The following is a 21180-nucleotide window of genomic DNA, read 5'->3' on the forward strand; positions in this document are numbered from 1 at the left end:
GCCCGCCACTTGCCGGAAACAAAATGCCGCAGAGCGACACAAAAGTTCCCAACAGCGACCTCGCGCCGGAGCAACCCGCACGGGGACCTGGCGGACCGCCCGACACCCGCCTTCGACCACCGCAACAGCGCCGCCCAGGAAGCCTGTGGACAACGCCGCAGGCGACCCCACTCCCACGGATAGACTCAAGCAGGAAGAACAGGGCGGGCGGGGGGCTCACCGCGGAACGTGGGCTGTTTCGTACCAGGTGGCGAGGAGGTCCGGGAGGCGGTCGGGGCCCCAGCGGTCGACGGGGGTGATGCGGCCGTCGAGGGAGGCGAGCGCTTTGGCGAGGGCGCCGACCACGTCGCCGCGCCAGGGGACGGCGACGCCTTCGCCGGGGCCGACGATGACGGAGGGGCCGCCGCGGTCGAGGCAGACGACGGGGCAGCCGGAGGCGAGCGCTTCGGTGACGGCCCAGCCGGCGGCTTCGCGGAGGGCGGGGGCGAGGACGGCGTCGGCGCGGAACATGGCGGCGAGGACGGACTCGCGGGGCAGCTGGCCGGTGAACTCGACGCGATTGCGGACGCCGAGCTGTTCGGCGAGGCGCTCGGCGCGCTCCCAGTCCGGGCCGTCGCCGATGATCCGGAGCTCCCAGTCGGCCGCCTCGGGCCGGGCGAGGGTACTGATCGCGAGCAGGACGCCCTTCCACGGGATCAGCCGGCCGACGAACAGCGCGGTCTTCACCCCCGGCGGGCCGAACGGCTCGTAGGGCCCGGACGCCGTGAACCGGCGGATCGCGACATTCGGCTGGACGACGATCTCCCGCGCCGACGACCGGAACGTCTCGGCGACGTCGTTGTTCTGCGCAACCATCAGATCGGCGGCGCGCGCAGTCCGCCGTCCGGTGAGATGGCGGCGCAGCCCGGTGTAGACCCGGCGAACCAGCTCGCCGACGACGCCGCGCGCCCCCAGCCACTGCGCCATCGACAGCGGCGCCGTCGTCGACCCGCCGACCGGCCCCCAGATCACCTTCGCGGACGACGGCCTGACCACCCCGGCCGACATCCAGTCGACGGCGAAGGTGAGGTGATGGATGACGTCGTACTCGTGCTCGGCATGCAGCCGCCGCGCCGTCCGCCCCGCCAGCCGCTGCCACAACGGGTAATACCAGTACACATCCGCCGGACGCCGACGCAGCTTCAGCACCCACCGCGGCAGCTCGAGCGGTACGACGGTCAGCCCCGGGATCGGCCGGACCGCCAGCTCCTCGGCGATCTCGTGCGCGAACTTGCCCCGCGTCAGCAGCCACACATCGTGATCGCGCGCCGCCGCCTTGGCCCAGGCCCAGCCGGCGCCGGGCTCCGACCCGCCCTGCGGCCGACACGCGTAGGCGCTGATCAGGACCTTCGGCCGGCTCGGCATCAGCTCAATCCCTCCAGCAGGCGGCGCAGATCGGTACTCGACGTGGACGCCGTGTACGGGAAGTAGTGCACCTGGGCGCCGACCTCGCCGAGCAGCCGCTCGAGCCGCGTGGCCTTCTCGGTGCCCTTCCAGTCGTCGCCCTTGAACAGGACGTCGTACCGCAACTGCTTCCACATCTCGAACTTGTCACTCGACCAGTCGCTCACGACCTCGTCGACCAGCCCGAGCGCGCGCACGACCTCCATCCGCTCGTCGTGCGGCACCACCGGCGGCCGGCCCTTGATCCGGGTCACGACATCGTCCTCGACCACGCCCGCGATCAGGTGGTCGCAGTGCTCGCGGGCCCGGCGCAGGATGTTCAGATGCCCGATGTGGAACATGTCGTAGACACCCGGCGCGTAGCCGACGACGCCCATCAGGCCGGCGCTCCGAGCGCGGCCATCTCGCGGTACCACTTGCGGACCGCGGCCGCGAGGAAGAGCAGGTTGACGGCGAGCAGCGCGCCGTACAGGACGCCGAACACCGCCGGCGTCCCGAACGCCAGGAAGACCAGGCAGAGCACGCCGTAGTCACTAGGTGCGATCAGCAACGACTTCAGCACCGAATCGCCGCGCTGGTTGGGTTTCTGCACGACATCGCCGTGCCGCCGCCGCAACTGGTCGATCAGGATCAGCCCGAAGAACAGCACCGACGACATACACACGTAGGCCAGCGGCACGAGCAGCACCAGATCGTTGCTAAAAGCATCGAACCGGTAGAACGAGATCAGCACGGCGCTGTGCAGCAGCACGATCTTCACCGAGTCGATCATGTGGTCCAGCCACTCACCGAGCGGCGAGCCGCCGCCGCGCAACCGGGCCAGCTGCCCGTCCGCGGAGTCCAGCCCGTAGCCGAGCACGAGCAGCGCGGTCACCGCGAGCGCCGGCCCGAACGACGGCCGGACGGTCGCGATCAGCACGATCCCGGCCAGCGAGCAGAGGCCGCTGGTGATGCTCACCTGGTTCGGCGTCCGGCCGGCCAGGAAGGCGGCGGCCGCGAAGACGCGGCCGATCCGGCGGTTGACGAACCGCGAGTACGCCGGGGTGCCCGCGGACGGCTTCTGCGCCTGGGACAGCCGGGCGACGACCTCGCCGAGCGTGCCCGCGGTCATGCCACCGAGCTGCGGGACTGCCGCTGGTCGATCGCGGCCCGCAGGATCGCGCTGCGCGAGACCCGGCCCGCGGGCAGCACCCGCACCAGCCCGGCCGGTACGCCGGTCAGCTCGTCCACCCCGAGGACGCCGTCCGTGCCGCCGGCCGCGAAGACCGTCGCAACGCCCAGCTCGCCGAGCAGCCACTGCGGGCGGATGTCGTCCACCGCAATCACCTCGTCGACGACCCGCAGGTGCTCGAGGATCTGCGCCCGCTCCAGCAGCGGGACGACGGGCCGCGCGCCCCAGGCCTCGACGGCCCACTCGTCGCTCAGCACTCCCACCACCAGCCGGTCGCACGCCTGACGGGCATGCCCGAGCACGTCGAGATGCCCGACGTGGAACAGGTCGAAGACCCCGGCCAGAAATCCGATCTGCGGCAAGCTACGTTCCCCCTGCGGCTCCCCCACGGAGCCTTCTCTCGGTCGAGACGAACCGGTCTCGACCCGTCGCACCTTATACCCCTGCGTCACGACTGGCCCAGCGTCCCCTCCGGCCGCGCGCGCCGTCGGCGTACCGGGCGATCGCATCCGAGTAGATCCTCTCCGTGGCCGCGAGGTCGCGCTCCGGGGTGAAGCGGTCGAGATAGACCTGTCGGGCCCGCTCGCCGAAGGCTACCGAAGTCACCGGATCGCTCACCAGTTCGATCGCCTTCCGCAGCCCTTCGGCGTCCCCGGGCCCGGCCAGCGCGCCCGTCTCGCCGTCGTCCACCAGCTCGGCCAGCGCCCCGAGCCGGGACGCGACCACCGGAACGCCGTGCGCGAACGCCTCCACCACCACGAGTCCGAAGGTCTCATACGAACGCGCCGGGACGACGACGGCGCGCGCTTGGCGAAGGACTTCCATACAACGCGCCCACGGAAGTTGCCCAAGTACCTGAATCGACAGGTCTTCGCGGGCCCGCGCCTCGGCCTCGGCCCGCAACGGCCCGTCGCCGATCACCACGAGCCGGCCGAGTGACGAATCCCAGGCCCGCAACAGATCCGCGAACCCCTTGTCCTCGACCAGGCGCCCCAGGAAGACGACGGCCTCCCCCGGCCCGCTGCGGACCTGGCCGTCATGCGGGACCGCATGCGGTTTCACGACGATCCGATCGGCGTCGTACCCGTGCGCGACGTACCGCTCGCGCACGAACTCCGACGGGGCGATCAGCGTGGTCACGTACCGCTGCCAGGTGTGCAGGCTGTTGTGGACGCCGATGCTCGTGGCCAGCGGCAACGTCTGGACGCGCGACTCGCGGTAGCAACTGTGCCGGACGGCGGCCAGCGGCAGCTTGCCGACGCAGGAGTCGCAGGGCCGGCCGTCCCGCTGCAGGACGGCGTTCGCGCACATCAGCCGGAAGTTGTGCAGGGTGGCGACGATCGGCAGGCCGAGCTTGGCCGCGGCCCGCAGCACCGACGGGCTGAACAGCGGGAAAGTGTTGTGGACGTGCACCACATCGGGCCGATTCGCCTGCAATAGCTGTGTTAAATCGCGTTCGGCCGAATATGACCATACGGAGCGGAACGGTAACAGTGCGCGATCTTTTCGGCCCATCGCGGCGATATCGTCGCTGTTTCGGGCGTACAGGTCGATCTCATGTCCGGAGTTACCCAGCAAATCAACCGTTTGCGCGACAACAGTGTTCTCGCCACTGGGTTGACCGCTCCGGTAACGGTTGTGCAACATGGCGACCCGCATGGCACTACCTTAAGTCTCGCGGTGGCTACGCCTGGTGTCGCCAGGCGGAATGGTGAACCGCAACCCTCGGAGGGTGCGTTGAGAAAGTCTTGGCTCGCAGCACTAATCGCTGCCGCCGTCGCTGTCGTTACGGTCGCCCTGCCAGTGATCGCAACTGAGAACAACGCGACAACCGCCGCCAAGTCACGCCCAGCCTCCGAGCCGGTCCAGGCCGGTAAGAAGCCGCCGACCCAGCGGGCCACCACCCCCGCCCCCGGCAAGCCGGCGGCTACCTCGCGCCCGCCGTCCGCGAAGCCGAGCCAGAAGCCGAAGCCGTCGACCCCGGTGACGCCGTCCACACCTCCGGTCACCACCGCCGCGCCGACGATCCCGGTCGTCGACCAGGCCGCGGCCGGTCCGGCGGTCGCGGGACCGTGCAAGGGCAAGGTGATCGAGCCCGGTGACGACGCGGCCGACGTGATCGCCGACGGCGCTGCCGGTACGACGTACTGCTTCGCTGCTGGTCTACACCGGATCGGTACGACGATTCGGCCCAAGGCCGGTCAAGTGCTCGCCAGCTCGGCGCGCGCCGTACTGACCGGCTCCGTGCCGCTGACCGGCTTCACGCGGGACGGCGACCGCTGGGTGGTGCGTGGCGTGCTGCCCGCGGCGTACGGGAAGTCGGGGCAGTGTGAAGACAACGTGGCCAACATTTGCCACCTGCGGGAGCAGGTCTTCCTGGACGGCGCCCACCTGACGCGGGTCGCCAGCGCCGGAGCGGTGGCCCCGGGCAACTTCTACGCCGACTACGCGGCGAATGCGGTGTACATCGGCTCCAACCCGGCTGGGCGTTCGGTCGAGATGTCGAAGACGAAGACCGCGATCGAGTCCGGCGCGACGGGCGTCGTCGTCCGCGGGCTGACCGTCGAGCACTTCGCCAGCGCACCGCAGTCCGGGGCCCTGGTGTCGGGTCCGGGCTGGCAGGTGACGGCGAACGACGTCCGCTGGAACCATGCCGTCGGCGTGATGCTGGTCAAGGCGAACAAGGCGCGGATCGAGAAGAACCTGATCCACCACAACGGGCAGCTCGGCCTCGGCCAGTACAGCTCGGCCGCGGCGACCGTGACCCGGAACGTGATCAGCGAGAACAACACCGACGGTTTCTGGGTCGCGGACTGGGAGTCCGGCGGGATCAAGTCCACCCGCTCGTCGGGGACGGTCAGCGGGAACCTGATCAAGGCCAACCGCGGGGTCGGGATCTGGGCCGACGTCGCCGACGACGGCCGGGTGATCAGCGGGAACACGATCAGCGGGAACCTTGCCGACGGCATCCGGTTCGAGATCAGCCGGAACGGCGTCATCTCCGGCAACGTGATCACCGGGAACGGGCACGGCACCGGGCGCGGCTCCGGCAAGACGCTGTGGGACGGCGGCGGGATCAACATCAACACCTCGTCGAATGTCGAGGTCCGCGACAACCGGCTGACCGGGAACGTCAACGGGATCGCCATCCAGTCACGAACCCGCGGCGCCGGGCCGTGGGGCGCGTACTTGCTGCGGGATGTGACCGTTACGGGGAACACGGTCACGATGACCGGGGCGCAGGCGACCGGAACGGTGCAGAACAAGGCCGCGCCGCTGCCGGCGGGTGAAGTGACGTTCAGTGACAACGACTACCTGGTCGATGCCCTGGGCACCAAACACTTCGCCAATCTGGGCGCCAAATTGTCCGCCCTGGCGTGGCAGAGCGCCGGATTGGATGCCTCCAGCACCTTCAGCCTGAACTGAAGTTCGTGGCACAAAGCAACCAACAATGGGTATTGCATCGGCTACCGGACGTAGTACGCTGCTGACTTGAAGTCGCGCCATGGGGGGTGCGCAGAGGAACACCTGTGCCCCCGGAGGCTCCTCAGTGAAGAACCCTCGCACCGCATTCGCGCTCCTGACGACCGGCGCCATCGCCGCCGCCGTCCTCGCCCAGCAGGCGCTGGGCGCCCCCAGCACCGTCGGTCTCCGCCTGTCCGACGGCGCTGTCCCCTACCTGCCGCGCGCCGCCGACACGCCGTCCGCGGCGCCGTTCGAGGTCTCGGGGTCGGCGCTGATCCCGGGTACGCCGACGCCCACGGGCGGTCCGGATTCGGCTCCCTCGGTGCCTGCCGACGTCCCGCCGACCGGCGTCCTGTCGGAGCCGCCGCCGGTGCTCCCGTCCGTGCTTCCGTCAGTGTTGCCCTCTGTGCTGCCGTCGGCGCCGGTCACGGTCGGACCGATCACTGTCCGCACCGTGCCCGTTGACGAGCCGACGTCCTCTCCCAGCAAGCCGACCACACCGCCTCCCACGACGCCGCCTCCGAACGCGCCGGCCTGTGCCGGTACGACGATCACGACCGCGCAGAACGCGGCCGCGGTGATCGCCGCGGCCGCCGTCGGGACGACGTTCTGCTTCGCCTCGGGGCTGCATCGGATCACCGAGACGATCCGGCCCAAGTCCCAGCAGGTGCTGACCGGGTTGCCGGGCGCGATTCTCACCGGCTCCGTCCCGCTGACGAAGTGGACGGCGTCCAACGGCGACTGGGTGACGACAGGCGTGCTGCCGGCGGCGTACGCGCGGACCGGTCAGTGCGAGGACAACGTCGCGAACATCTGCTATCTCCGCGAGCAGGTCTTCGTGGACGGCAAGCATCAGAAGCGCGTCGCCACCCGCGACAAAGTTGCCCCCGGCACCTTCTACGCCGACTACACCGCGAACGCCGTCTACCTCGGCTCCAACCCGGCCGGGCGTTCGGTCGAGATGTCGAAGACCAAGACCGCGATCGAGAGCACGGCGACCAAGGTCACCGTCCGCGACCTGACCATCGAGCACTTCGCCACCCCGCCGCAGGGCGGCGCCGTCGTCCTCGGCCACGGCTGGCGGGTGAGCGGTAACGACATCCGCTGGAACCACGCCGTCGGCGCGATGCTCGTCAACGCGGACGGCGCCGTCCTCGAGAAGAACAACATCCACCACAACGGGCAGCTCGGCGTCGGCCAGTACAGCACGGTGAACGGCACCATCTCCGGCAACATCGTCAGCAACAACAACACCGACGGCTTCTGGATCGCCGACTGGGAGTCCGGCGGGATCAAGACCACCTGGTCGAACGGCGGCGCCGTCACCGGCAACGTGATCCACGCCAACCGCGGCGTCGGCCTGTGGAGCGACGCCTACGACGACGGCCGCACCTTCAGCGGCAACACGATCTCCAACAACGCCGCCGACGGCATCCGCTTCGAGATCGGCCGCAACGGCGTCATCTCCCGCAACCTCGTCACCGGTAACGGCCACGGCACCGGCCGCGGCTCCGGCACCTCGCTGTGGGACGGCGGCGGGATCAACATCAACACCTCGTCGAACGTCCAGGTCCGCGACAACGTCGTGGCCAACAACGTCAACGGCATCTCCGTCCAGTCCCGCACCCGCGGCTCCGGCCCCTGGGGCCAGAACGTGCTCCGCAAGATCTCCATCACCGGCAACCAGGTCACCATGCGCGGCGGCACCACCGCCACCGGCATCGTCCAGAACTCCGGCGCCGCCATTCCCACCGGCGAAGTCACCCTCGACAAGAACGCCTACCTTCTGGACAGCCTCACCCTCAACCGCTTCCAGAAAACCGGCCACTGGTACACCGCCCAACAATGGCAAGCCACCGGCCAAGACAAATCCAGCACCTTCCTCCCCAACCGCCTCCCCCCACCCCGCTAACCCCGCGCCGAGGCAGCCGCTCACCACCCGCCACCCGCCCAGCCCCCACCACCCGGCACCCGCCTACCCACTCACACCACCCGGCACCCGCCCGCCCACTCCCACCCGCACCGCTCCACCAGCCAACCCCTCCCACGCCACCGGCTCCCCGCCCACCCACCTCTCCCGCTCACGCCCACCGGGCTCCGAACTCACCCCGCCTTTCCGCCCTCAAGGCCCGACTCCACTCCCGCCCGGTCACCTGCGCCGCCCCACCGGCGCCCATCCGCCGTAAGGCGGCACCCCGGGAGCCGACTGCCATGTATCGGGCTACTCCTTCGGCGGGGTGCGGTCGACTTGGTGGCCGTTCTTCCAGATGGTGTGCAAGGTGCGGAGGTTGTGGATGTCGCGGGTCGGATCGGCTGAGGTGAGCAGCAGATCGGCGCGGTAGCCGACGGCGATGCGACCCCGGTCGGCCAGCCGGAAACGTCGGGCAGGCACGGCAGTCGCCGCGCTGAGCGCCTCCGCCGGGCTCAAACCAGCGGCGACCAGATGCTCGAGCTCGGTGAACAAGCTCGCCCCGCTCACATTCGCGCGCACGGGCGCATCCGTCCCCGCCAGCACCGGGATGCCGGCCGCGTGGAATCGCCGTACGTTCGCCCTGGCAATCCCCAGGAAATCCGGACGCCCCGGCCGATCCGGCGGCTCCTGGGACAGCAAGTACTGCTGAGTCGGGCTCAGCCAGCCGGCGATCCGCTCGTCCTCGAGCAGCGACCGCGCACCCAGCCCCCAATCGACAACCGACATCGTCGGGACGACGAAACTCCGCGTCCGCCGGATCGCCGCGACGTCCGCATCGGTCGCGACCGCGTCGTACGGCGCATGCACGATCCCATCTGCCCCGGCGAGCACCGCCTCGACGTACAGCTTCAGCTTCTCCACATGCCCGACCGCCAGCCGCCCACGCCGGTGCGCCGCCCGAATCGTCCCCTCAACCTGCCGACGCGTGAGGCTCGGCAACGGCCGCTCCGGCGGATTACCCGGCTCGTACACGAACTTGACGTAGTCCGACCCCTCCCGAATCCGATCCGCGACGAACGCATCCACATCCGTCTCCGGCCCGACCCGCGGGAAGTCGTACCCCGGCGCCACCGGATGCCCACCCGGCACCGTCACCCCATTCCCCGCCGACCACAGATCCGCCGTCCCCACCCGACCACGCGACCGCCGCCGTCTCCGCGCCGCTCCCAGCCCCGCCGGCTCCCCGAACATCTCCAGCTCGGTCGTCACCCCGAACCGCAGCGCATCCGCCCCACTCCCCTCGAACGTATGCACATGCGAGTCGATCAACCCCGGCACCAACATCCCCCCACGCCCCTCCACCACCGGCACCCCGTCCGCCGGCGCAGCCCCCACCCCGATCCCCGCAATCACCCCACCCCGAACCAGCACCCACCGCCGCCCCGGCAACACCCGCCACCCATCAAAAACCCGAGCATCCCGAATCACCACCGCCCCACCCCGCGGCTCCCCCGCAACCGCCACTCCACCCCACCCACCCGAAACCACCGCAGCCGACCCGAACCCCAACACCACCCGCCGAGAAACACCCATCCCCCGACCCTAAACACCCCCAGCCCACCTTCAGCCCCAAGCCAAGAAACCAAAGTATCGACCGCCCAACACCCAGCACGCTGGTGTCAGCGAACGCTGATGTCAGGTACGGAAGAAGCCGAGGGACGGCGTCGCCCGGCCGCGGCTGTTGGGCCTATGCGCGTGGGTGGTGGGGGCAGGTGTTAACGGGTGCGGCGCCAGGTGTGGAGGGGGACCAGGGGGATGTCGGGTAGGTGGGTTAGGGCTTGGTACTGGGGGTGGGTGAGGGTGAGGGTGAAGCAGGTGGCTTCGTCGGCCAGGGAGATCAGGTCGCGGCCTTGGTGGTCCCAGACGGTGGCGTCGTAGGAGAAGGGGCAGAAGGTGGCGAAGGCGGGCCAGGTGGGGTGGGTTGCGGGGGTGACGCCGGTCATTGCGTAGCCGCCGCGTTCTCGCTTGCCGTTGGTTTGGGCGTGGACGCGGAGGGTTTGGGCTGCTGCTTGGACTTCGGGTGGCCACTCGGAATCGTCGATTGGGATGTCGCACTCGAAGATGGCGGCGTCCGGGCGGAACACGTCCAGGACCTGTCGACACGCAGTGACGACGCGCACGCGGGACCACGAGGCATGGTCCAAGACGTAGGTCTGGTGAGTCTTCACAAGAGCAGGTTCTCGCGTGAAGCCGCGGTTGCCTACTGGTTTCTGGGGGTGAGCGCGGCTACCTGAGTGATGAGGAGGTCGCGGAGGGCGGGGGCTGATTGGAGGGTTGCGGGAAAGATCGTGGGAAGGGCGAGAAGGGCGTCGACCACGGCGGTGGGAGTCGTGGCGTTGGCGAGGGCGGACTTGAGAGCGGGGGCCTGGGGGTCGTCGAGGGCGGGCGTGGTGTGGACGTAGACCATCCAAGCTGCCACAGCCAGGGTGAGGGTGGTGGGCTCGGCGCCGGCGGTGAGGCGGTCCTGGAGGGTGCCGAGGAGGCGGACGGGGAGTTTGACGGAGCCGTCCATGGCGACTTGGGTCGTGCGGTGTTTGAGGGCGGGGTTGGCGAAGCGCTCCAGGACGGTGGCGCCGTAGGCGGTGAGGTCGAGGCCGTCGGGTGGGGTGAGGGTCGGGATGACGTCTTCGGTGATGAGGGTGTGGGCCAGGGCGGCGAGCTCGTCGTCGCGGACGGCCTCGGCGATGGTTTCGTAGCCGCGGAGAGCGCCTAGGTAGGCGAGCATCGAGTGGGTGGCGTTCAGGATGCGGAGCTTGGCCTGCTCCCAGGGGGCGACGTCGGCGGTCAGGACGGCGCCGCCGCGCTCCCAGGCCGGACGGTCGCCGGCGAACTCGTCTTCGATGATCCATTGCAGGAACGGTTCGGCGACGACGACCGCCTCGTCGCGGACGCCGAGCAACCGGGCGGCCTCGGCGCGGTCGTCCTCGGTGGTCGCGGGGACGATCCGGTCGACCATGCTGGCGGGGAACCGGGACGCCGCGAAGACGTCGGGCGTCTTGCCGCGAGCGTCGAAGTACTCGGCGACCAGGCGGCGCAAGAAGGGGCCGTTGGCAACGAGGTTGTCACAGGACACGATCGTCAGCGGCGCCTCGCGCCGGGCCAGCGCGGCGGCCAGCTGGCCGACGACCGTCCGGGGCGGGCGACCGGTCAGGTCGGCCTGGATCTCCGGGTCGTCGAGGTCGAGCCCGCCGCCCTTCGCGCGGTACCCCTTCTCGGTCACGGTGAGGGTCACCACCGAGACGGCCGGGTCAGCGATTCGGGCGACCACCGCCTCCGGGCTCTCGGGAGCGGTCAGCACCTCGCGGATACTCCCGATCACCTGAACGGTGGGATCACCCAGCCCACGCTCCAGAACGGCGTACAGACCGTCCTGCGGGGCCAGCTGCTCACGGACCGCGGCCGAGCGTTGGCTCACCCCGCTGATCCCCCAGCGGGTGTTACCGGTGGCGACGGCGGCCCGCTCGGTGACGACGGCCTGGTGTGCGCGGTGGAAGGCGCCCAGCCCGAGGTGGACGACGCCGATCGATAGGGAGCCCGGGTCGACGGCGGGTGTGACGGGGAGGTTGGTGAGACTCAGCCTGGGCACGGGAGGACCTCTTTCAGCCTTTGCCGGACGGGTGACGCGGAGCGGGACCGGTGGAATCGCGGACGATCAACTCACCGATCAGGGTGTTGCGCAGCCGGATGGGCGGCAGCGGATCAGGCATCGAGATCAGGCCGAGCAGCATCTCGACGGCCATCTCGCCGGAGCGCTGTTTCGGCAGCCGGATCGTGCTCAGCGCCGGCGTCGCCATCCGCGACATCTCGATATCGTCGACGCCGAGCACGCTGATCTCACCGGGCACCGCGATCCCCCGCGCATGCAGACGGTTCAGCAGGCCGATCGCGACCAGGTCGTTGTAGGCGATCACGGCGGTCGCGCCGGTGGCGACCGCCTGGTCTGCCGCGGCGACGCCGCCCTCGTACGTCGGTGCGAAGCTACCGACCGCGACCAGCTCGACGCCTTGCTCCCGGGTGGCGGCGAGTAGACCGAGTTTGCGGTGCTGGCTCGACCACGACGCCTGCGGCCCGCCCACCCAGGCGATCTTGGTGTGCCCGAGGGCAGCCAGATGCGCCGCCGCCTGGCGCATCGCCTCCTCGTTGTCGAAGACGACACCGGCGATACCGTCGACGCTCCGATTGATCAGCACGACGTTGGTCTCGGCGGCGATCGTCACCAGGTCATCGGTATCGGAGCGTGGTGAGCACAGGATCAGCCCGTCGACCTGCTGGGCCAGCGCCCTGATCAATCCGGCCTCGACGGTTTGATCCTCTTCGGTGTCCGCGACGAAGACGGCGACGCCCTGCCGGCGGGCTCGCGCCTGGACGCTTTTCGCCACACTCGCGAAGAGCGGGTTGGCCAGATCGGGGACGACGAGCCCGACGTTCCCCGTCCGCCCGGTGGTCAGGCCGCGGGCGGCCCGGTTCGGCTGGTACTGGAGCTGCTCGACCGCCGTCGCCACCCGGGCCCGGGTGGCCGCGTTGACCATCTCCGGCATCGAGAGCGCGCGGGAGACGGTGGACGGCGACACCCCTGCCAGGCGCGCCACATCGCGGATCGTTGCTGGCATCGCCACCTCCTCGGGCCGGTGTCGAGCAAGCTTGCAACCGGTTGCAGAACATTGTCAAACTCGCCGCCCCCGGGCGTGTCGCGGGGTAGAAATCGCCTTGTGGACAACGACTTGCCCGATCAGGAATCGCCTGCAATCCTTTCACTCTGCGTTTCACCGATCGTCCCGGGAGGACCTCATGCCCAAGGCCCTGCAGCCCCACCCCGACCGCGCTCTGCCCGCCGGTCCGGCGCGTGACATCGCCCGGAGAATCCACGCTTCGACCAAAGACCTGCCGCTGCTCTGTCTGCACGGACACGTCGACATCGGCTTGTTCGCCGCCGACGCCCCGTTCGGCAACCCGGCGGAGTTGCTCGTGATCCCCGACCACTACGTCACCCGGATGCTCGTGTCCCAGGGCGTCTCGCCGGACCGGTTGGGCCTCCCCCGCCGCAACGGCGACCGGACGGCGGATCCGCGCGAGGTCTGGCGTGAGTTCTGCGCCCACTGGCGGCTGTTCCGGGGGACGCCGAGCCGCTATTGGCTGGAGCACGAGTTCGCCGAGGTCCTCGGGCTGACCGTGCAGCCGTCGCCGGAGACCGCCGACGAGTTGTACGACCAGATCTCCGCCCGGATCGCCGAGCCCGATTTCCGGCCGCGCGCGCTGCTCGACCGGTTCAACATCGAACTGCTCTCGACCACGGACGCCGCCACTGACGACCTCGCGCTGCACGCGAAGGTCGCCGCGGATCTCCCCGGCCGGGTCATCCCGACCTTCCGGCCGGATGCCGTCGTCCACCTCGATCGGCCCGGCTGGTGCTACCTGGCCGAGCAGCTCGGGCAGCTGTCCGGGGTCGACACCTCGTCGTACGGCGGTTACCTCGAGGCGATTCGCCAACGCAGGCAGGTGTTCGTCCAGGCCGGCGCCCGCGCGACCGACCACGGGCACTTCAGTGCCTCGACGACGCCGCTGACGGATGCGAATGCGGAGCGCATCTACGCGAGCGCGTTGAAGGGCCAGGTCTCCCCCGAGGACGCGGCGGCCTTCGCTGGGCACATGCTCTTCCAGTCAGCTGTGATGTCGGCCGAGGACGGGCTCGTCATGCAGTTGCATCCTGGTGTCCTGCGCGATCACGACCCGGCGATCCACGCGACCTACGGGCCGGACCAGGGGCACGACATCCCGGTGACGACCGAGTTCACCCGCTCGCTGCGCCCGCTGCTCGAGCGCTTCGGCCACGCCGAGGGTTTCCGGCTCGTGCTGTTCACGGTCGACGAGACGACGTACTCCCGTGAGCTCGCGCCGCTGGCCGGTGTCTATCCCGCGGTTCGGCTCGGGGCGCCCTGGTGGTTCCTCGACAGCCCCGACGGGATGCGCCGGTTCCGCGAGCTCGTGACGGAGACGGCCGGTTTCTACAACACCTCCGGTTTCGTCGACGACACCCGCGCGTACCTCTCGATCCCCGCACGTCACGACCTCGCCCGGCGCATCGACGCCGGGTATCTGGCCGACCTCGTCGTCCAGCACCGGCTCGACGAGGACGACGCCCTCGAGGTCGCCCAAGACCTTGCCTACAACCTCGCTCGCGACACTTACCTACGCTGAGCCGCACCGGGGGCGGTGGTCATGTCTGCCGGGCTGCGGGTGACACCTGCCCGGGCGGCCGTCTCACCTACAGCCTGAGGTGACACCGCGAGGGTCGCCGAGGGGTTTGCTAGGCGTTCGCTCGATCGGCGGGCGGTTCGCGGTGCGCGAGTTCCCTACAGTCGACTCGCCCTGGCCAGTTCGCTGCGCGCGGCTTGTCCTCGGTCAATCCGCGGTGTGGACCTGCGGCGGTTGCCGTACGCCCGTACCGCGCGGATGGTTCGGGGTGGGTGGTTCGCGGTTGGCTGATTGCTGGTCGTTGGGTGGTTGGGGGTCGGTCAGGCGGATTCGAGGCGGCTGAGGGGGAGGCGGGATAGTTGTTTGCGGGAGGTGATTTCGAGTTTGGCGAAGACTTTGCGGAGGTGCCAGTCGACGGTGTGACGGCTGAGGTAGAGCTCGGCGCCGATTTCTGGGTTGGAGAGGCCTTGGCGGGCTAGGCGAGCGATTTGGGACTCTTGGCTGGTGAGCAGGCCTCGGGTTGGTTCGTGGCGGCGGTGGGGGGATCCGCCGGCGGCCAGGAGTTCGCGGCGGGCGCGTTCGGCGTAGGCGTCGGCGCCAAGATCGCTGAACTGGTCGTGGGCGGCTTGGAGTTGGTGACGGGCGTCGGTGCGGCGGTTCGCGCGGCGCAGCCATTCGCCGTAGAGCAGGCGGACGCGGCCCAGGTGGATGGGGATGCGGGTTTGCTGGAGGCGGTCGATCGACTCCTGGTAGAGGGTTTCGGCGGTGGGGCCGTTGCTGAGTAGCGCGCGGGACCAGGCTTGGACGCCGAGTGCCCAGTCGGTGCCGGCGGCGCTGGTTCGTTCGCGGACGATGCGGAGGGCGGCTGCTGCTTCGTCGTGTGCGCCGCTTCGGGAGGCGGCTTCGATCAGCTCGACGAGGGTGAAGCCGTAGATGCCCAGGTCGTCGTACTCGCAGGCTTGGCGGGCGGCGGCGAGGGCGACGTCGTAGCGGCCAAGGGCGTTGTGGAGTACGGCGTTCACGTAGCCGAGGCCGCCGATCCAGCGGGCTTCGCCGCGTGAGGCGACGTCCTCGAGGTCGGGGCGGAAGGATGTCATCAGGTCTTCGGGTTCGATGCCGCGCCAGGCCGCGAGCAGCATCGGCGGGTAGTTGACGGGTGCGCCGCCGGTCACCTTGGAGATCAGGTCGCCCTCTGCGGTGAGGGCCGAGGCGGCGGCGAACTCGCCGGCGTGCAGGTGTACGACGGCGCGGTAGCCGAGGGCCAGGGGGAGGTGGGTCAGGGCGCCGGATTCGCGGCACAGACTGACTGCTCGGGTGGACAGGTCGTGCCATTTCGCGTCGTCCCAGATGTCTCCTGCCACCAGCCATGGGAGCCAGAACCAGCGCAGGACGTCGGTCTCGTCGGCGTCGGCGAAACCCTCCAGAGCCTGGCGGAGCGGCGGGACGGCTGCGACGTAGCCGTCGGTGATGCGGGTCGCCAAGCCGTCGAGGAGGAGGTCCGTCGGGCGGAGCCCGCCGCTTGAGGCGGTGGAAGGCGGGGGTGGGGCCGGGGCGGGTGGCTGGCTGGAGCTGGTGGGGATGCTGGAGGCGGGTGCGGCGGGGAGGCCGGAGGTCGTGGAGCTGGGGGCAGCGGAGGCGGTAGGGGTGGCGGGACCGCCCGAGGCGGTGGCGGGGGCGGTGGCGGGGGCGGCGGGGGCTCCTGGGGTCGCGGGAGCGGTGGCGGGCGCCGTGGCGCGGGTGCCTGGGGTCGCGGGAGCGGTGGCGGGCGCCGTGGCGGGGGCGCCCGAGGCGGCGGCGGTGGCGATGGCGGGGGTGTTGGAGGTCGTGGGGGTGGTGGTTAGGGCTGTGTGGGCGGCGTGGGCTAGGGCTTGGGGGGAATGGGGTGGTTGGAGGCGGCCGGCGTAGATGGTGGCGCCTAGGGCTTCTAGGTAGGTTTCGCGGGCGGCTTGGGGGTCGTGGGGGGTTAGGGCTTGGGCTGCGGCCAGGAGGGCTGGTGGGGCGGTTGGGCCGCGGTTGAGGCGGAAGGCTATTTGGGCTTGGAGGCGGGCGGCGGTGGCGCGGGCGTGGGCGTTGGTTGGGTAGGTGGCTGCTGAGGCGAGGAGGGCGGTGGCGGCGTCGAAGGCGCCTGAGTCGAATCTGGATTGGGCGGCGGCGAGGGCGCGTTCGCCGCGGCGGTGGGGGTCTGGGGTGAGTTCGGCGGCTCGTTCGAGGAAGGCGGCGGCTGCTGCGATGCCGCCGCGGGCTCGGGCGCGGTCGGCGGAGTGCTCCAGCTGGACGGCGACGGATTCGTCGAGTCCGGAGGTCGCGTGGCCCAGGTGCCAGGCGTGCCGGTCGGGGTCGGCTGTCGCGTCGATGGCGGCCGTGAGGGCGGCGTGCACGGTACGGCGATCGGAGCGGGACGCGGCCCGGTAGACAGCCGAGCGGACCAGCGGATGGCGGAATCGAACGTGAGCATCGAGTTCGATCAGGCCCTCCTGCTGGGCAGGCGTCGCCGCGTCGAAACCGAGCCCTAGGTGAGCTGCCGCCCGCCAGAGCAAGGCGACGTCGCCCATCGGCTCGGCCGCGGCGGTCAGCATCAGCCGGCGGGTGTCCGGCGGCAGCGACTCGACCTGGCGGAGGAAGCTCTGCTCGATCTGGGTCGCGATCGGCGCCGAGCCCGGCAGGTGGTAGCCGCCGGCCAGCTCGGCCGGTGTCAGACCGCGTGGCAGTTCGAGCAGCGCGAGCGGGTTTCCACGCGACTCCGCGACGATGCGGTCGCGGATGGTCTCGTCGAGTCGCCCGGGCCAGGCGGCGTCGAGGAGCGCGCGGGCATCGGCGTACCGCAGACCGCTGATGAGTAGCTCGGGAAGGCCGGCCAGCTCTCGCACCTCCTCGGGCTGGCGGACTGCGAAGACCAGACCAACGGACTCCGCTTGCAGCCGGCGAGCCACGAACGCGAGGGTCACCAGAGACTCCTGGTCGAGCCATTGGGCGTCGTCGATCACGCAGAGCAGCGAACGCTCTTCGGCGGCTTCCGCGAGCAGAGCGAGCACGGCGAGCCCCACGACGAACCGGTCGGCGGGGCCGCGAGCGCTGAGCCCGAAGGCGGTGTCGAGCGCGGCGCGCTGCGCAGCCGGTAGCCGCTCCAGCAATGGGAACAGCGGTCCGCACAGTTGGTGCAGCCCGGCGTACGCCAGCTCGGACTCGTACTCCGCCCCGGCCACGCGCAGCAGCCGCGAGTCAGCGGCACAGTCCAGCAGATGGCCCAGCAACGCTGACTTCCCAATTCCAGGTTCGCCTCGCACTACCAAGGTCTGACTGGTACCAGAGCGCACGTTCGTCACGAGCTCAGCCACAACACGGCATTCGGCGACCCGACCCAGTAGTCCGTGCAGGGGCCGCTCGGTCGCCATGCGAGGACGCTACAACGCGTCCCGGCCGCTGCCAATCCGCCCACTCCGGGCCGCACTCATCGTGATCGCACCGTCGAGTGCAGCCAGTATGTAGTCCGGTACCTCCAGCCCCTCCTGCCGAGCCCAGAGCAGGTCTCGCTCCACCAGACTGACTTGGCGGGCCACCGCCAACAGGTCCCGGTCGAAATCGAGTGCACGGGCAACATCACCGAAGTCCGCTCGCTGCCGGCGGTTGCGCACGCCAACCAACTCGAAGGAGTGCCGTCGCAACAATCGCGCGAGGTGCAACTGCCAGTCGCGCAGCCCGGACTCGCGGACCAGCGCCTCGGCCGACAGCCGGTAGAACGCGAAGTGTCCCGGCTCCTGCCGCCGGATCGGTGCGACGACCGTCTCCGCGATCGCCCGCTCCCCCATCGACCGCAGCCCGTTGACCAGCCGTGAGTACGCGATCACTGCCGACTTCTCGGTCGCCGCACCAGTCAGGTAGTAGAGCAGCCGGACGACGTCGAGCATGCCGGGCAACCGGGAGAGCAGCCCAACCAGCCGGATGCCCGTGCTGACGTGGGCGACGTCGGCGGGCGCCGGCGTTATGCCCAGGCCGTGCTGGACGGCGTCGAGCAGAACCCCGTGCTGCAGCTCCTGCGGCGACCACACCTCGCGATAGAAGAGCTTGTCCGTTTCAGTTGCGTCGGGCATCAGTGCCCGCAGCTCCAAGACGTTGCGCTCGACCTCGAGCTCGACCCGGGTCAGGTAGTTGAACACCGAGCCGTAGGTACGCCGAACCGCAGCGGCGTTGTTGATGGTCAGATCGGCTGCGCCGAGGGTCAGCGGCGGATGCTCCGCACCGTAGCTCTCGACGAACTGGCGCAGCCGGTCCTGCGTAGTGCGCACAACCTCTCCCTTCCTGAGGCAGGTCGTCTGTCACCAGACATGACCCCAGGGAAGGGAGAGATGTGACATCTCAGTCGACGCTGTTGAACCAGGCGCGGAGTCTCGGCGTCCGGCGGATGACCAGGCGGTCCAGAATGAGCACCAGCGCCAGCGTGATGCCGAACATCGGCAGGAACAGAGCCAGAGCGATGACCAGGACGGCCAGCGCCGGGGTGGCCTTCAGGGGCATTCGGCCGCGCGGCGCGCCGACGGCGCCGGCGGACTTGGGCCGGCGGCGCCACCACATCAGCGGGCCGGAGACGCACATGAAGACGATGCCGAGACAGAAGGCCGTGGTCAGCCACATGTTCACCGTGCCCAGCCGGCGGCCCTCGTGCAGTGCGATGCCTTGGGCAACCGTCTTGGCGAGCAGCGGGTAGTCCTCGTAGCCGTACGTCGAGATCACCTGCCCGCCGAACTGGTCGACGTGCAGCAAGCGCTCCTTGGCCGGGTCCTGGAAGGCGTACCCGATGACGGAGAAGACGCCCTCCTCGTCACCGGGCAGCGCGATCGTCATCGGCCGCGCCAGCCCGTTCTGGACGCCGACCGCGACCGCCGTGTCCAGGTTGGCGACCGACTTGCGGTCCTGGTTCGGATCGGATTTCGGCACCTTGGCGTCGCCCTGCGCCCACGGCACCGTGTGGCTGTGCGGGAGCGACTCGTCGAGGGTGGATGTCGGGTTGGACAGTGCGCCCGGGTCCTCGCCCCACATCGAGCTGCCCTGGCTCGTGGCGAACTGCTGCACCTTGGCACCCCAGAACCCCGTCCAGGGCAGCCCGGACACCAGGAGGAACAGCAAGCCGATGCCGAGCACCGAACCGGTCAGCGCGTGTCGTGAGCGCAGTACGGCGCCCGCCGCCTTCGCCGTCCGGCGGCGGGCTCGGGCGACCCGGCCGCGGAGGAACAGGTAGTAGCCGGTGATCGCCATCACCAGCGCCCAGCAAGCGCCGATCTCGATCACTGCGTCGCCCCAGCGGCCGGCCATCAACTCGCCGTGCAGCAGGATCGCGGCGCCGGACAGGGTGGCGTCCGGATCGAGTGAGCCCAGCACCTGACCTTGGTAGGGGTCGACGAACACGTCGCGCCCCGCACCGTCGGCGGTCTGGACCGAGAACACTGTCGAGCGGTCCGGAGCGGACGGCTCGGTCATCGAGACGACGGTCGCGTCCGGGAACTCCTTCTTGACCGCCTCCAGTTGTGATGCGTACTGCTGGGCTACCAGGCCTGGGGGCTGCTCGACCTTCATCAGGTCCGAGTGCAGCACCGGTTCGATCTGGAAGCGGAACAGGTAAATCAGCCCGGTCACGGCCAGGATCAGCACAACCGGGATGACCAGGAAGCTGGCGTAGAAATGCCACCGCCAGAACGCGCGGAACAGACCGGCGCCCTTGGCACCGCTCCCCCGTTTGTCGGGCGCCTTTTTCGGGGCGTCGATCGTCACATCGTCAGTACGTTCCATCTGCTTCTCCGGAGATCCTCGATCCGGCGGGCGGTCCGGCCGGATCAGACGGCACTACGGCCAGCCGGACAGGCAGGCATGGCCGTACCCGGCGCGGCCACAGGGGGCACTGCGTCGGGGTAGGTCTAGACAGCGACCGTGCCGGGAGGGCCTCGGGAGACGATGGCGTGGACCAGACGCCAGCGGCGGGTGGTCCGGAGTTGAAGAGCACGCGGGTGCCGGAGGCGCGGCAGGAACTGGGGTATGGCGTCCACCAGCGCGAACGCCGTGCGGATGCGGTGTGCGGCCGTGGTGAGCGCTTGGAAGGCTGCACGCTCGCCGTACGCGAGCCAGAGGCCGGACAGGAGCGCCAGGATGAGGTGGACGCCGAACATCCCGAGCATCGGAGCCAGTGTCATGGTGTGGCTGTGGGCCGAGGGCGCCTGCATGGACATCTCGGCGAAGGTGAAGCCGCCGTGCAGAACAGCTTGGACAGCCACTGCGACTGCAGTGACCGACGGGACGTCGCGCTCTTCAGCGGCCAGCCACCAGCCGCAGCCGTAGACCGCGAGCAGTGCGCCGGCTACCGACCACCACGGCAGTTCCTGGGCGGACATCAGACTGTGGCCCAGGGCTGTGAGCAGCACACAGACGACGGCGAACACCGCCGCCCGCACCGCGCGCGTTCCTGCTACCTCAGCCATGACCACGCAATGGTGACATCTCGTCGTGTCCCTGCGTAATCCCCAGGAGCCGCACGGCAGGAATCGGGCCCGGTAGAGACACGAAGCACCAGAGCGGCACGGTAGGGTCCTGCGGGTCTGTCGGGTGGGTTCGGGAGGGGCTGGGATGAGGCGGCGTGGGGTCGTGGGCTGGGGAGTCGCCCTGGTCGTGGGGGTGCTGGTCGCGGGGTGCACTGACGACGCTGCGGCACCCAAGCCGGATGATGCGGTGACGGTGCCCACTGGGGCGCCGGCTGCGGCGGGCAAGGCATTAGGGGTTACTGGTCCGGAGGCGGCAGAGCCGTGCCGTGGGACGGCTATCGCGGTGGGAGCCGAGGCGCAGGCGGTGATTGATGCGGCTCCGGCAGGTACAACGTTCTGCTTCGCGCCCGGAGTGCATCGGATCGGCCAGGCGATGGTGCCTCGGGACGGGGATACGTTCGGTGGGGTTGGCG

The 21180-nt window shown here is 70.0% G+C and carries 16 protein-coding genes; 3 read left to right on the forward strand and 13 right to left on the reverse strand.

Annotated features, from left to right (window positions below; translation table 11 throughout):
• Window positions 1-216: 216 nt before the first annotated feature.
• From HPO96_RS01745 to HPO96_RS01765, 5 genes are all read right to left on the reverse strand, one after another.
• Entirely contained in the window at window positions 217-1404 is a 1188-nt protein-coding gene (locus tag HPO96_RS01745; protein WP_171670402.1) for a glycosyltransferase, read from the reverse strand.
• Complete coding sequence (locus HPO96_RS01750) at window positions 1404-1820, reverse strand: FAD synthase family protein (protein WP_171670404.1); 417 nt, start codon at window positions 1818-1820, stop codon at window positions 1404-1406. Before HPO96_RS01750 ends, HPO96_RS01745 begins: the two co-directional genes overlap by 1 nt.
• Window positions 1820-2554 carry a CDP-alcohol phosphatidyltransferase family protein gene (locus HPO96_RS01755; RefSeq protein WP_171670405.1) on the reverse strand — a complete coding sequence of 245 codons (735 nt, stop codon included), beginning with the start codon at window positions 2552-2554 and terminating at the stop codon, window positions 1820-1822. Before HPO96_RS01755 ends, HPO96_RS01750 begins: the two co-directional genes overlap by 1 nt.
• Window positions 2551-2976 carry an adenylyltransferase/cytidyltransferase family protein gene (locus tag HPO96_RS01760; protein WP_171670407.1) on the reverse strand — a complete coding sequence of 142 codons (426 nt, stop codon included), beginning with the start codon at window positions 2974-2976 and terminating at the stop codon, window positions 2551-2553. Before HPO96_RS01760 ends, HPO96_RS01755 begins: the two co-directional genes overlap by 4 nt.
• A 73-nt stretch (window positions 2977-3049) precedes the next feature.
• Window positions 3050-4273 (reverse strand): glycosyltransferase, encoded by a 1224-nt coding sequence (locus tag HPO96_RS01765; protein WP_171670409.1) that lies wholly within the window; start codon window positions 4271-4273, stop codon window positions 3050-3052.
• Window positions 4274-4417: 144 nt separating this feature from the next.
• Here HPO96_RS01765 and HPO96_RS39480 point away from each other — a divergent pair, with 144 nt between their 5' ends.
• Both HPO96_RS39480 and HPO96_RS01775 read left to right on the forward strand, forming a co-directional pair.
• Complete coding sequence (locus HPO96_RS39480; protein ID WP_337796469.1) at window positions 4418-6040, forward strand: right-handed parallel beta-helix repeat-containing protein; 1623 nt, start codon at window positions 4418-4420, stop codon at window positions 6038-6040.
• Window positions 6041-6164: 124 nt separating this feature from the next.
• Window positions 6165-7991 carry a right-handed parallel beta-helix repeat-containing protein gene (locus tag HPO96_RS01775; RefSeq protein ID WP_337796470.1) on the forward strand — a complete coding sequence of 609 codons (1827 nt, stop codon included), beginning with the start codon at window positions 6165-6167 and terminating at the stop codon, window positions 7989-7991.
• A 309-nt stretch (window positions 7992-8300) separates the two neighbouring features.
• On the opposite strand, the gene HPO96_RS01780 is transcribed toward HPO96_RS01775, so the two are convergent.
• The 4 genes from HPO96_RS01780 to HPO96_RS01795 all read right to left on the reverse strand — a co-directional run bounded on the left by HPO96_RS01780 (window position 8301) and on the right by HPO96_RS01795 (window position 12661).
• Entirely contained in the window at window positions 8301-9584 is a 1284-nt protein-coding gene (locus tag HPO96_RS01780) for an amidohydrolase family protein (RefSeq protein ID WP_171670414.1), read from the reverse strand.
• A gap of 182 nt (window positions 9585-9766) precedes the next feature.
• Window positions 9767-10219, reverse strand: coding sequence for a hypothetical protein (locus tag HPO96_RS01785; RefSeq protein ID WP_171670416.1), 453 nt, complete (start codon window positions 10217-10219; stop codon window positions 9767-9769).
• A 32-nt stretch (window positions 10220-10251) separates the two neighbouring features.
• On the reverse strand, window positions 10252-11637 hold the full coding sequence (locus HPO96_RS01790; protein ID WP_171670418.1) for a mannitol dehydrogenase family protein: 1386 nt from the start codon (window positions 11635-11637) through the stop codon (window positions 10252-10254).
• Between the two features lie 13 nt (window positions 11638-11650).
• Entirely contained in the window at window positions 11651-12661 is a 1011-nt protein-coding gene (locus HPO96_RS01795; protein WP_171670420.1) for a LacI family DNA-binding transcriptional regulator, read from the reverse strand.
• A 178-nt stretch (window positions 12662-12839) separates the two neighbouring features.
• On the opposite strand from HPO96_RS01795, the gene uxaC reads away from it, so the two are divergent.
• Window positions 12840-14246, forward strand: coding sequence for a glucuronate isomerase (uxaC, locus tag HPO96_RS01800; protein WP_171670422.1), 1407 nt, complete (start codon window positions 12840-12842; stop codon window positions 14244-14246).
• Window positions 14247-14563: 317 nt separating this feature from the next.
• Here uxaC and HPO96_RS38880 read toward each other — a convergent pair whose 3' ends face one another.
• The 4 genes from HPO96_RS38880 to HPO96_RS01820 all read right to left on the reverse strand — a co-directional run bounded on the left by HPO96_RS38880 (window position 14564) and on the right by HPO96_RS01820 (window position 20707).
• Complete coding sequence (locus HPO96_RS38880) at window positions 14564-17635, reverse strand: helix-turn-helix transcriptional regulator (RefSeq protein WP_171670424.1); 3072 nt, start codon at window positions 17633-17635, stop codon at window positions 14564-14566.
• 9 nt (window positions 17636-17644) lie between these two features.
• Window positions 17645-18526: a GTP-binding protein LepA gene (locus HPO96_RS01810; protein WP_171670425.1), complete on the reverse strand. Its 882-nt coding sequence runs from the start codon at window positions 18524-18526 to the stop codon at window positions 17645-17647.
• A gap of 70 nt (window positions 18527-18596) precedes the next feature.
• Complete coding sequence (locus HPO96_RS01815; RefSeq protein ID WP_171670427.1) at window positions 18597-20024, reverse strand: PepSY-associated TM helix domain-containing protein; 1428 nt, start codon at window positions 20022-20024, stop codon at window positions 18597-18599.
• Between the two features lie 125 nt (window positions 20025-20149).
• Entirely contained in the window at window positions 20150-20707 is a 558-nt protein-coding gene (locus HPO96_RS01820; protein WP_171670429.1) for a hypothetical protein, read from the reverse strand.
• Between the last annotated feature and the right edge of the window lie 473 nt (window positions 20708-21180).

This window comes from Kribbella sandramycini, assembly GCF_013131805.1.
In the GTDB taxonomy this organism is placed as follows: Bacteria; Actinomycetota; Actinomycetes; order Propionibacteriales; family Kribbellaceae; genus Kribbella; species Kribbella sandramycini.